At 72.1% G+C, this 13403-nt stretch carries 5 protein-coding genes; 2 read left to right on the top strand and 3 right to left on the bottom strand.

The features are described from left to right. Positions 1-22: 22 nt before the first annotated feature. Positions 23-3004 (top strand): hypothetical protein, encoded by a 2982-nt coding sequence (locus O7629_RS12675; RefSeq protein ID WP_278169380.1) that lies wholly within the window; start codon positions 23-25, stop codon positions 3002-3004. Positions 3005-3060: 56 nt separating this feature from the next. Here O7629_RS12675 and eccB read toward each other — a convergent pair whose 3' ends face one another. Further along, complete coding sequence (eccB, locus tag O7629_RS12670) at positions 3061-4497, bottom strand: type VII secretion protein EccB (RefSeq protein WP_278169379.1); 1437 nt, start codon at positions 4495-4497, stop codon at positions 3061-3063. 3 nt (positions 4498-4500) lie between these two features. Then, on the bottom strand, positions 4501-5856 hold the full coding sequence (gene eccD / locus O7629_RS12665; RefSeq protein WP_278169378.1) for a type VII secretion integral membrane protein EccD: 1356 nt from the start codon (positions 5854-5856) through the stop codon (positions 4501-4503). Between the two features lie 214 nt (positions 5857-6070). On the opposite strand from eccD, the gene eccCa reads away from it, so the two are divergent. Continuing rightward, positions 6071-10000, top strand: a complete 3930-nt coding sequence (gene eccCa, locus O7629_RS12660) for a type VII secretion protein EccCa (RefSeq protein WP_347403727.1) — start codon at positions 6071-6073, stop codon at positions 9998-10000. 66 nt (positions 10001-10066) lie between these two features. Here the strand turns inward: eccCa and O7629_RS12655 are convergent, their stop codons facing one another. Then, positions 10067-13339, bottom strand: coding sequence for a right-handed parallel beta-helix repeat-containing protein (locus tag O7629_RS12655; protein ID WP_278169376.1), 3273 nt, complete (start codon positions 13337-13339; stop codon positions 10067-10069). Between the last annotated feature and the right edge of the window lie 64 nt (positions 13340-13403).

The following is a 13403-nucleotide window of genomic DNA, read 5'->3' as shown; positions in this document are numbered from 1 at the left end:
GAGTAGGCGGGAGGCGACTCAGGTGGCCGAGGGCAGCGTTCCAGCAACCGATCAGAAGTGGGAGCTGGCGAACTCACTGTTCGTGCCGTCGGACGCGGAGATCGCCTACCGCGATGCCGTCGCGGGCCCGGAATCGCCGAAGTGGGTGACCGGCGGGGACGCGTTCGTCATCAACTACGCGCCGCCAACGGCCTCCCGTGGGCTCACCTACAAGGATCTGAACGCCTACGCGGTCTTCTTCTTCGCCGGTGAGGGCGTCCAGCATCGCCCGATCCCGCCCAACGGCTCGCAGTTCGGGTTGAGTAGCACCACGTACGACCCGGACGACTATGTCGTCGCTGGCGTCAAAATCGACGACCAGGTCCTGTCGATGCCGAAGGACAGCCCGATTCGGCGTTTCGAGCGGTTGTTCATCTCGCTGACTCCGCTGATCAACTACAACCCGGCCGCCAACGACGTGGCGTCCCGGCGGACCTTCTGGAACACCGAGCCGGTCCTCGTCGGCGTCGGCAAGTGGGCCGAGCACTGGGCGGGAGAGTTCAAGCGGTACGCCGAGGAGTTGAACGTCGACTCCGCCCACTGGGAAGGGTCGGCGGCCGGGCAGTTCTCCGCGCTGCTGCGGGAGTTCGAAAAGCTGCTGCGTGACGTGCACAGTGAGATCAACCCGGGCAGCGGTACGTCCGTGCCGCGTGCCATCGGTGACGGTGTGCTGGCCATGGAGAAGGCCCTCAACGACCTGTACGACGGGCACAGCGCCTTCTACACCTCCGACGGGATGTGGCAGCCGTCGTACCACGTGTTCGACGCGTTGCACGACCACTACGACGGGGTCGACAACCTGGTCCGGATCGAGGACGACAAGCCGGTCTTCAAGGAGGACCGGTACGACCCGCGCAGTCAGGCGATGTGGGACGCTGTCGACGCCGAGGCGAAGAGGCGCTGGTTGAACCGGGTGACCGAGCTTCTCGACCCGGTCGGGACGACGGTGCTCAACAACATCCGCACCCAGTACGGCACCTCCGCGGAGGTGTTCGCCGACGCGAAGTTCGACCCGGAGGTCCGGCTCATCCCACCGACCGGCAGCGGATCCGGTGGTGGCAACGGCCAGAACGAGATCGAGCGGCTCCAGGAGGACTACGAGGAGACCATCGACGAGCTGGTCGAGGACTACGAGAGAATCATCGACGACCTCCAGAACGACCTGCGGTCGCAGAAGGAGGAGTTCGAAGAGATCCTGGCGCAGAACAACGACGACAACCGCGAAGCGATGCAGAAAATGGAGGGCGACTACGACCAGATCATCAACGATCTCCAGGACGATCTGCGGGCCCAGAAGGAGTCGTACGACGAGATCATCAACAACATGGGCGATGATCAGCGCAACGCCGTCACCAGCATGCAGGAGGACTACGAGCGGGTCATCGACGGGCTTCAGAACGACCTGACCTCGCAGAAGGAGGACTACGAGAAGCTCCTCGGCGGGGGTGAGGGCGGGCCGCAGCAGTTCGCCACCGTCAACCCCGGCCCGGTCCTGCTGCCCACCCAGTCCTTTCAGCCGCCCGGCGGCGACGGGCCACCGCAACTGCAGTACCCGGAGGGCACGGTGCTCGGCCCGGACGGCCGTCCGGTGCTCGACAGCGACGGTGCCGGGGTCCTCGTGCCCCCCGGCTCCCGGATCGGTCCGGACGGCACCGTGACGGGTCCGGACGGCCAGTCGGTACGCGACACCGACGGGGCACCCGTGGTGGTGCCGCCCGGATCCTCGATCGTGACCGACCCGCCCCGCAGCCCGTCCCAGGTCGGCCGGCTCGAACCCCCCGCCGGCGGATTCGACACCCTGCCGCCTGACCTGCAGACCCCCTGGGACCTGGCGCAGGACCGCAACCCGATGTGGCTGGTGCCGGGCAGCGACGGGGGACTGAACCTGGTTGGCCCGGACGGGACGCAGCGCTCCGTCGGAGGCCTTGAGTTGGTGCCGGACGGACAGGGTAGTTACGACCTGGTCACCGACGGCGGCACCCGCACCCCGGTCGGTGACTTCGACCTCGCCCCGGGCGACGACGACGGGGTGCGGCTGCTGCCCAACGGTGACGGCGGCGTGGACCTGGTGAGCCCGGACGGGACCCGCCGTACGGTCGACGGCCTGGAGTTGGTGCCGGACGGGCAGGGTGGTTACGACCTGGTCACCGACGGTGGCACCCGCACCCCGGTGGACTGGCTGACCCCCGGTGGCGGCGTCTCCCCGCCCGGGACGGTCCTCCCGCCGAACGTGCCGCAGCCGAGCCCGACTCCCCGCCCCGACCTGGTCGGCGGCCGTGACGACTTCGGCCTGGACACGCCCCGCCCCGACCCTGGGACGCTGCTGCCGCCGTCCGGGTCCGGCACGGTGATCCCGCCGCCCGAGGTCGGGACCGCCGACCCGCCGTCCGGGTCCGGCACCCTGCTGCCCGCCGCCGGCGACCGGGTCGTCGACCCACCGGGCGGGACCGCTGACGACCAGCCGTCAGCTCAGTCCCCGACCGCCCCGACCGCTGCCGTCGGCGCCGGGTTCGGCCCGGTAGGTGCCGCCGGCAACCCGACCGGCGAGGGCGGCTACCCGCCGTACATGCCACCGCCCGGTGGTGGCGGTGGTGGCGGTGGCGGCAGCCAGGACCAGCCACGCAGCCGTACCCCGTACCCGTTGCGCGAGGACATCGACCAGGCACGCAGCAAGGCGGGCCGGCGCAAGGGCGACGAGCCGCGCGGCTGGCCGTGGGAACCGACCGAGCCGGTCGAGGAACAGCCGATGTCGGCCGACGACATCGTGAACGTGCTGGCCGGCAACCCGCAGCGGTCGGCGGCCACCGCCCGTACCGCCAAGGACGCCGCCAGCGATCTGCCGGTCGGGGATGCCCGCGAAGCAGGGCTCGCCGCGACCCGGGTGCCGACAATGGAGGACACGATCCGGGGCGAGGAGAACACCTGGGGCGCCGACTCGGCCGCCAGCGGTGAGGCCGCCCGCTGACGGCGGCGGTAGCGCCTTCGCTGATCCAGCGGTTCGACCTCGGCTGATCCTGTGGGTCAGCCGCAGTCGGGTCGGCGGGGCGCGGCGGGCGTTCCGCCCTCGCGGTACGCCTTCGGATCCAGCAGCGGGCCGGTCGGCAGCAGATCGACCAGGGCCGCCGGCAGCCGTCCCACCTGGACTCCCCGGTAGCCCAACTCGCCGGCCGGGCCGTCTGCGCCCAACGGGTACCGCACACCGTTGTCGGCTACCAGATACCAGTCGGCCGTCGGGGCGGTCTGCAGCAGCACACCGGTGTCTCCCCGGACCGCCACCTGGTCCACCTGGCCACACCCCGGCACCACACCGACCGGCAGCGTGCCACCGTCCGGGACACCACCCGAGGCGGCCGGCAGCGGCCCGGCGGTGACCAGGGTCAGCGTCGGCTGCTCCTGATCGGCCGACACGCTCGCACACAGGTCCACACCGACCAGGTCGATCAGCGCGGGCGGCGCCGGCGGCAGCGCGTCGATCCGGGTCCCCAACGGAGCAGCCGAGCGGTGGTCGGCGACGTCGCTCGCGCCGAGCGGCACCAACTCCGGGGTGGCCCCGTCGTACGCCTGCTCCTGGGTGCGGGCGTCACCGATCAGCAACGCCAGCACCGTCGGGGTCAGCTGCGCCAGGCCGTCGGAGGTGAGCAGGTACGCCGTGCCGCCCGGCCCGCTGAACAACTGGCCGACGCGGGTGTCCCGGCCGGCCAGCGTCGGCCCGGCCGACCCCCGTCCGGGCACGTCCGGCGCTGTCAGGTCGGGCCCGGCCGGCAACAGCCGCAGGAACTCGGCAGGTACCGGACGCGCGGTCGCGGCACCGTACCCCAACGCCTCCCGGGCGCCGCTGTCCGCGTCGATCAGGTGCCGGGTCTCGCCGACCAGCAGGTGGACGCTGCCGTCGGGCGCGCTGACCAGCGCCGCGTCACCGCCGAGCGGCTCGACCGCGCGGGTCGCGGCGACCTCCAGGGTGAACCGTGGTGCGGCACCGTCACCCGGACCGGTGCGACCCGCACAGGCCAGCCAGGGCGCCACGCTCAACCCGGCGGCGTCCGGCAACCGCTCCGGCACCCCGACCACCCCCAGCGGTACGCCGCGAGGGGTGCCGGCCAGTACCGCGCCGCCGACCGTCACCACCGACGGCTGGTTGCCCAGCAGCAGTTGCAGACTCGTCAGGTTCGCCACCGGATGCAGCACGCCGTTGGCGTACAGGTACCGGGCACCGGTGTCGAGGTCGACCACGACCGCGCCGTTGACCCGCCAGTTCACCTCGCGGGCCGGCGGGAACAGGACGGTCACGATGGTGACCAGCACCGCAACGATGAACGCGATCGCCAGCCCGCCGGCCATGCCCCGCAGCGACCGCCCGGTGGGCTGGTCCGGGTGGTCCGGCGCCGACCGCAGCAACGCCGCCGACAGCCGGCTCATCATGAACATGTGCGCCTGGACCTGGTCGCGCCGGGACTGCACGGGTCAGCCCATCACGCTGCGGATCAGGCCGTACAGGCCGAGCACCTGGAGCATCAGCGGCACCGTCACCGCGGCCGCCACCGTGTGCGCCAGGTCGGCCGCCCGTCCCCAGTACGGCACGAACCGTCGGCCGGGAACGTAGTGGCTGGCCATGACGAGCCCGGCCGAGACGGCGAGCAGCACGCCGACGATCACCAGGAAACCGACCTGACCGGTCCGCGCCACCAGGTCGAGCAGGATCAGCACCACTCCACCGCTGCCCGGTACGACGGCGGCCAGCCGCTGCCAGCGGGCCCGCAGCACCAGGGCGTGCAGCAGCAGCCGCAACGTGAGCACCGCGGTGAGGGCGAACGTCCACCAGCCGTCCTGCCCGGCCAGCACGAACAGGCAGGCACCGGCCACCGTACCGCTGGCCAGGTACAGCCAGTTGAGGAACACGTCGGCGCGGGCCGTGCGTCGCCGGACACCGGTGTCCGGCAACGGGTCGACCTCGTCGGCCAACTGGCCGGCGTCGGTCGGCAGCATCGGCATCCGCAGCCCGGACAGCCGGAACGCGGTGGCCGGCAGCAGCGAGTCGACCACCACGGTGGTCACCGCGACGATCGCCGCCGCGCCGGCGGCGGTGGCCCCGACCAGCAGGGTGACGCCGCCGAGCGCCGCCATGGTGCCGGCCAGGCACACGGCGGTGAACACCGGCGCGGTACGGGATCCGACGGCTGGCACCGCCACCAGCGCCGCCGCCACCACCGCCAGTCCGGCCAGCAGCAGAGCGGCCCCGGCGCCCGGCGCGAAGACGGTGACCCCGACCGCGACGTACGCCGTACCGACAGCGGCCAGCACGCCGGCCGCCGCCGGATGCACCCGGGCCCGGGCCACCGCGGTGGCCACGCCGAGCCCGATCACACCGACGGCCAGCGCCGCGAACGTCCCCGGCCGGCCTGCCCCGGCCAGCAGCGCCAGCAGCAGCACGAGCGCGCCGCCCACCCAGGCCAGCAGCAGCGCCCTGGTCCATGCCGGCCGCCAGGTGTCGGGGCGGTCGGCCATGGTGGTCACCACCCCGTCGACCATGTCGTCGAAGTGCACCGCAGGGATCTCGGCGTAGTACGGCCGCAGGTACAGCTGTTCGCCGTCGACCAGGCCCGCCTGGCGCAGCGTCTGCTCCCCGTCGAGCCGGCTGCCGTCGAGCCGCTGCAGCGTCCAGCCGCCGTGCGGGATGCCCGCCTCGGCGAGTTCCTCGCCGCCCAGGCGCACCACGGCCGGCAGCAACTCGGCGACCACCACGTCGGTCGGCACCGCCAACTCGACCCGCCCCGAGGGCACCACGACGACCAGTCGGCACAGGGTGTCGACGTCTGCCACCAGAGGTAGGCCTTTCCGTGAACCGTGCCAGTATCACACTGGATAGTCCCCCGGCCGCAGCGTTGTCCAACCGGTCCATCGGAGACTGGGTGAATCCCCAGACAATCGCGGCCTCCTGGCCTGTCGACGGGCCGCGGCGCAGGATGGCGCGGTGAGCACGCTGCTGATCCGACGGCCGCCGCGGCCACCTGGACCGGAAGCCGTCGAGGGTGACATGACCCTCCAGGAGCCACCGGAGCTTCCCGAGCCGGTCAGCGGCCTGTCACAGATGCTGAGCTACCTGCCGATGGCGCTCGCCTCACTCGGCATGGTGATCATCTTCCTGCGGCCGGTCGGCGGCGGCGGTGCCGGCCTGACCGTGTTCGCGGTCGGCCTGATCCTGATCGCCGCCCTGGCCATGGTGCTGAGCCAGGTGGTCCGGACCGCACGCGACCGTAAGCGACAGCTGCACGGCGAACGGCGCGACTACCTCAGCTACCTGAGCCGGATCCGCCGGCAGGTGCGGGCCGCCGTGATCAGCCACCATCGGGCCCAGCAGTGGCGCCACCCGGATCCGCAGGCGCTGCCGAACTTCGTCGGCACCTCCCGGATGTGGGAACGTCGTCCGAGTCACGACGACTTCACCGAGGTCCGGGTGGCCACCGGGGTGCAGCCACTCGGACTGCGTTTCCACCCGTTGCACACCAAGCCGGTGGAGAACCTCGAACCGTTGTCCGCCCACGCCCTGCGGCGCTTCGTCGAGGCGTACCGCACCGTGCCGGACCAGCCGATCACGGTGACCCTCGCCCGCTACGCCCGGGTGCTGCTGCACGGCGATCGGTCCACCGCCGTGGCGCTCGTGCGGGCCCTGCTCGCCGAGATGGCGGTGTTCCACGGGCCGGAGGAGGTCCGGATCGTCGTCGTCGCCGACGGCGCGGTACGGCAACGGTGGGAATGGATCAAGTGGTTGCCGCACGCCCTGCACCCGGCCGACGACGACGGTGCCGGCCCCGTCCGGCTGTTCACCGACCGGGTGGCCGACCTGGAACGTCTGCTCGGTGCGGAGTTCGCCGCCCGAGGTGGGTTCACCGCCGACGCGGTCGCCAGTGTCGATGAGCCGTACGTCATCGTGCTGCTCGACGGCGTCGAGGTACCCGACAACCACCGGATCCGGTACGACGGGTACCGCAACGTCACGGTGCTGGACCTGGCCGGCGCGTTGCCGTGGCGCACCGGGGCGCAGACACTCTGGCTGCGGATCTCGGCGCAGCAGGTCGAGTCCGTCACCGCCGCCCCCGACCAGTCCGAACGGGTGACCGTGCTGGGCCGCCCGACCCGGCTCGGCCCGGCGACCGCCACCGCGCTCGCCACCGCGCTCGCCCCGCTGCGGCTCAGCGGCGGACTGGACGGCGGGGAGGCGCTGACCGCTGACGTCGAGCTGACCTCCATGCTCGGCATCGCCGACCTGAACCGGCACGACCCGGCGCAGCTGTGGCAGCGCTGGCCGGCCGAACGGCGGCTACGGGTCCCGATCGGGGTGTCCGCCGACGGGCGCGCCGTCGAACTCGACATCAAGGAGTCCGCGCGCGGCGGGATGGGCCCGCACGGGCTGCTGATCGGCGCCACCGGGTCCGGCAAGTCGGAGTTGTTGCGCACCCTGGTGCTCGGGCTGGCGTTGACCCATTCGTCGGAGGCACTCAACTTCATCCTGGTCGACTTCAAGGGCGGGGCGACGTTCCTCGGGTTGGACCAGTTGCCGCACACCTCGGCGGTGATCACCAACCTGGCCGACGAGGAAGCGCTGGTCGGCCGGATGGAGGACGCCCTCAACGGCGAGATCGTCCGCCGTCAGGAGGTGCTGCGCCGGGTCGGGGTGACCTCCGCCGCCGACTACGCGGCCCGCCGCGCCCGCACCGACCCGGCACTCGCCCCGCTGCCCAGCCTGTTCGTGGTGGTCGACGAGTTCAGCGAGCTGCTCGCCGCGCACCGGGACTTCATCGACCTGTTCGTCATGATCGGCCGGCTCGGTCGCAGCCTCGGTGTGCACCTGCTGCTGGCCTCGCAGCGGCTCGACGAGGGCCGAGTGCACCAGCTCGAGTCGCATCTGTCGTACCGGATCGGCCTGCGGACCTTCTCCGCGATGGAGAGCCGCGGTGTCCTCGGCGTGCCGGACGCGTACGAGCTGCCGTCGCAGCCGGGCAACGGGTTCCTCAAGACCGACGTGACGACGATGGTGCGGTTCAAGGCGGCCTACGTCTCGGGCCGGTACCGGCCAGCCCGGCGTTCGGATCCCGGAGCCGGCGTCGCGACCGGGGTGCTGCCCTACCGCAGCGGCTGGGTCGACCCGCCCGGTGCCGACCAACCGCCGCAGGCGGAACCTGATCCCGGCGAGTCCGGCACCGACGACGAGGCGCCGTCGTTGCTGGAGACCGCGTTGGACCGGCTCCGCGACAGCGGCCCGCCGGCCCACCAGGTGTGGCTGCCGCCGTTGGGCGACCCGCCGTCCCTCGACGACCTGCTCCCGGCGTTGACCACCGACCCGGCGCGCGGGCTGACCTGGCGCCGTCGAGCGGATCCAGCGCAGCTGTCCGTCCCGGTCGGGGTCGTGGACCGCCCTTTCGACCAGCGACGGGATCTGCTCACCGTCGACCTCGCCGGGGCCGGGGGACACGTCGGCGTCGCCGGCGGGCCGCAGAGCGGCAAGAGCACCCTGCTCCGTACGCTGATCATGAGCCTGGCCCTGTCGCACACCCCGGACGAGGTCCAGATCTACTGCCTGGACTTCGGCGGTGGCCTGCTCTCCGGCGTCGCCCGGCTGCCGCACGTCGGCGGGGTCGCCGGTCGGCTCGACAGTGAGCGGATCAGCCGGACCATCGCCGAGGTCCTGGAGGTGATGAGCCGCCGGGAACGGCTGTTCGCCACCGCCGGAGTGGACTCGATGGTCGACTTCCGCCGCCGGCGGGCCGCCGGCGAGTTCCCGGACGAGGCGCACGGTGACGTGTTCCTGGTCGTCGACGGATGGGCCACCGTCCGGCACGACCTGATCGACCTCACCCCGGCGTTCACCAGCATCGTGTCCCGTGGGCTGAGCTACGGCGTGCACCTGGTGGTGGCGGCGGCCCGGTGGGGCGAGATCTCCACCAACCTGCGGGACCTGCTCGGCACCCGGCTCGAACTGCGGCTCGGTGACGCCGTCGACTCGATGGTCAACATGCGGGTCGCGCAGACCGTGCCGAAGATCCCCGGCCGGGGTATCACCGAGACCAAACTGCACTTCCTGACCGCGCTGCCACGGCTGTCGCATCTGGTCCGCGATGCCGGGGACCCGGGTGACGGGGTGGCCGCTACCGTCGACGCGGTCCACGCCGCCTGGCCGGGCCGGCGGGCCCCGGCGGTACGGATGCTGCCGGTGGTGCTCACCGCCGACCGGTTGCCGGCGGCGGACGGTTCGTTGCGGGTGCCGCTCGGTTGGGAGGGGCAGACCCTGGGCGTGCAGTGGCACGACTTCGAGGAGAGCCCGCACCTGGTCGTCGCCGGTGACGCCGAGACCGGCAAGACGAATCTGCTCAGGCTGGTGACCGCCGCCGTGGTGGCCCGGTACCGCCCGGACGAGGCCCGGGTGATGGCGGTCGACGTGCGACGTGGCCTCTACGATGCCATCCCCACCGAGCATCAGCTCGGCTACGGGGTGTCGGCGTCGGGGATCAAGCAGATGGTCGAGTCGGTGGCGCGGGCGATGCGTCAGCGCCTGCCCGACTCCAGCATCACCCCGGCGCAACTGCGTCGTCGTGACTGGTGGCAGGGCCCGGAGCTCTACCTCGTGGTCGACGACTACGACATGGTGTCCAACTCGTCCGGGGCCAACCCGTTCGGCCCGTTGCTGGAGTTCCTAGCCCAGGGCACCGAGCTGGGCCTGCACCTGGTGGTGGCGCGCAGCGCGAATGGTTTGTCCCGGGCCATGATGGACCCGCTGCTGCGGACCCTGATGGAGGTCAACAGTCCGGCCCTGCTGCTGTCCTGCCCACCGGCCGAAGGGGTGCTGTTCAACAACGTCCGGCCCCGGGTGCTGCCGACCGGCCGGGCACAGCACATCACCCGGCGGCGGGTGACCGAGGTGCAGACCGCTCTGATCGAGCCCGACCCGCCGCCGGACCTGGCCGGCTGACCGGGCCCGAGTGGCGAGGGCCGGCTGACCGGAGCTGATCGACCAGATTCGGCTGACCGGGGCCGGTCAGCCGACGCCGACGCGTTGCGGAAGGTCGTCGGGCAGCAGCAGCCGCAGCTCGTCGACGCTGGCCCCGGGCCGGGCGAGCAGCCGGCCGGCCTGCCGGGTCACCATGGCCTGCAGCAGCGTCCGCGCGTACCGGGCGTTGCCGAACGTCTCGGTCCGGGGTACGGCGGCGAAATGCTCCCGCAGCGCCGACACGGTCCGCGGATCGCACTCGTACCCGTCGGCGGCCGCAGCCTGTTCGACGATGGACACCAGTTCGTCGTCGGAGTAGCTGTCGAAGGTGATGGTCCGGCTGAACCGGGACGCCAGCCCGGGGTTCGACGCCAGGAACTGGCGCATCTGCGTCGAGTAGCCGGCGGCGATCACCACGACGTCGTCGCGGTGGTCCTCCATCAGCTTCAGCAGCGTGTCCACCGCCTCCTGACCGAAGTCGGCGATCGCGCCGCCGGTCGAGGTCAGCGTGTACGCCTCGTCGATGAACAGCACCCCGCCCCGGGCGCGTTCGAACGCCTCCTGGGTCAGCTGCGCGGTCTGACCGATGTATCGACCCACGATGTCCGCCCGGGCGACCTCGACCAGCTGCCCGGTCCGCAGCAGCCCGAGTGAGGTCAGCAGCTCCCCGTAGAGTCGCGCCACCGTCGTCTTGCCGGTCCCGGGCGGCCCGGCGAACACCAGATGGTTGTCGATGGACATCGCGGGCAGCCCGGCGGCGCGGCGCATCCTGGCCGCAGCCAGCAGGTTGACCAGATCCTCGACGGCGTCCTTGACCCCCTGCAGGCCGGTCATGCCACGCAGCCGCTCGACCGGGCCGGGGATGTCCGTCGGGTCCGGCCCGGTGGTGTGCTGCTCGCCGACGTCGGGCGGCAGCAGCGTGCTCAGCTCGTCGCCGTCCACGTCGGGTTGGGCGGCGAGCCGGCCGGCCTGCCGGTCCACCATCTCCTCGAAGGTCTGCCGGGCGGTGCGACCGTTGCCGAACGTCCGGTCGCGCGGCATCCGGTCGAAGTGGGCGGCGAGCGTCTCGGCGGTGCCCGGCCCGAGCCGGTAGCGGTGCTGCTCGGCGAGTTGACCGACGATGGTCACCATCTCGTCGCTGGTGTAGTTGTCGAACTCGATGGTCCGGCTGAACCGCGACGCCAGCCCGGGGTTGGAGGCGGCGAACCGGCGCATGTCGTCGGAGTAGCCGGCGGCGATCACCACGACGTCGTCGCGATGATCTTCCATCAGCTTGACCAGGGTGTCGATCGCCTCCCGGCCGAAGTCGTGGCCACCGGCGGACTCCTGCGCGGTCAAGGTGTACGCCTCGTCGATGAACAGCACCCCGCCGAGCGCGGCGGTGAACACCTCGGTGGTCTTGATCGCCGTGCCGCCGATCACCTGGGCGACCAGATCTCCCCGGCCGACCTCGACCAGGTGCCCGCTGCGCAGCACACCGAGCTCGGCGAGGATGCCACCGTAGAGCCGGGCGACGGTGGTCTTGCCGGTGCCCGGAGGGCCGGCGAAGATCACGTGCCGGCTGGTCGGCGGCACCGGCAGACCGGCGGCCCGCCGTCGTTGGGCCATCCGGTTCAGGTCCACGAGGCTGGTCAGCTGCCGTTTCACCGTCGGCAGCCCCACCATGGCCTGCAACTGGCGTAGCGGGCTGTCGTCCGGACCGGGCTCTGCGGGGAGCCCGTCGGGGCCGGTGGCGGCGGCCGACTCGTTGTCGCGGTCCACCACGTTGTCGGCGCTGACCCGGGCGGCGCCGACGCTTTCGCGCAGGCCGACACCCCGGTTGCCGGTCAGCTGGCAGTCGGTCAACGTCACCGGCTCGGCGCTGTCGACCCGGACACCGTCGCCGCTGTTCTCACTCACCGTGCAGCCGGTGAGTGAGACCCGGGCGGCGCCGGCGACCTGTACGCCGTGCCGACGGTTACGCAGGCTGCGACTCCGGTCAGCGACCAGTTGCCCCTGCTCGTCGGCGAGCATCCCGTGCCCGCCGGCTCCGGTGGACTCGCAGTCGGTCACGGTCACCCGGGCCCGTCCCGCGACGGACACGCCGTTGTGGGCCGCGTTGCGGACGGTCACTGCGGTCAGCCGGGGGTGTGCCGAGCCGGTGACCCGTACGCCGTCGTCCCCGGTGTCGGCGATCTCACCGCCCTCGATCCGGCCCTGACCGCCGCCCTCGATCAGCAGACCCGGACCGTCGGTTCCGGTCAGTCGACAGTCGCGCAGCAGCGGGGTCGCCGAGTCGTCGACCCGTACCGCCGCCCCGGTGCCGTGGTCGACGGTCAACCGGTGTAACTGCGGGTTGGCCCGCTCGAGCACCGCGACGCCGCAGCCGCCGGACCGCCGGACGGTCAGGTCGGTCAGCACCGGCCCGGCGGCGCCCTTCACGAACAGCCCGTCCAGTCGGGCCTCGGTGACCTCACACCGGTTGAAGGTGCCGCGGGCCTGCTCGACCACGCAGATGCCGTGACCGCCGGGGCGGTCCATCCGTAGCCCCTCGACGACCGGATCGGAGACGTCGCCGAGAACCATGCCGTGGCTACGGGTGTCGCTGATCTGGCAGTCGGTCAGCGTGACCCGGGACTTGCTCGTCACGTAGACGCCGATGTCGGTGTCCCGGACGGCGGTCCGCTGGATTCGGGTGGTGCACTGCTGTTCGAGGGCGATCGCCGGTTTGTCGGTCGCCGACACCTCGCAGTCCTCGATCAACCCCCGACCCTGCCCGTTGACGCAGATGCCGTTGCCGCGGGCGTCGCGCAGCACGCACCGACGGACCACCGGATCGCCGCGTTCGGCGATCACCAGTGCGGACGTTCCGACGTGCTCGACGACGCAGTCCTCCAGCACGCTGCCGGCGCCGGAGGTGTCGACCACCCCAGCGCCTTCCGGGTTGACCACCCGGCAGCCGCGCATCGCCACCGCGCCCTGATTGGCGGCCAGCACTGCGGTCCAGCCGGCGCCGACGACCTCGCAGTCGTCTGTCTCCACCTGACCGCGCAGGATCTCCAAAGTGGCGCTCTCGGCGTCCTGGCCCTGCAGGATCAGGCCGGACAGTTTGACGGCCTCGCCGAGCACCCGGACCACCGGGCCGGTGCGGGTGGTGATCCGCGCCGAACCACGACCGTCGGCGGCGACGATGGTGACCACGGTGGTGATGGTCAGCCGCTCGTCGTACTGACCCGCGGCGACCGTGATCAACGCGCCGGCGTGGGCGGCGCGCAGAGCGTCGGTGATCGTGCGGTGGCCCCCGGGGCGGGACGGGTCGACCGTCAACACCTGGCGCGTCACGCGGGCATCGCCGTCCCGTCACGTTGTCGTGGACCGGACGCCATATGGTGGCCCCGACGCCGCG

The sequence above is a fragment of the Solwaraspora sp. WMMD792 genome (assembly GCF_029626105.1).
Classification (GTDB): domain Bacteria; phylum Actinomycetota; class Actinomycetes; order Mycobacteriales; family Micromonosporaceae; genus Micromonospora_E.
The sequence above is the reverse complement of the archived record's forward strand: the minus strand, read 5'-3'. Positions and strand labels throughout refer to the sequence as shown.

Excerpts from the sequence above, each read along its gene's own strand:
- eccCa (WP_347403727.1), top strand. The coding sequence starts at position 6,071 with ATGACCCTCCAGGAGCCACCGGAGCTTCCCGAGCCGGTCAGCGGCCTG.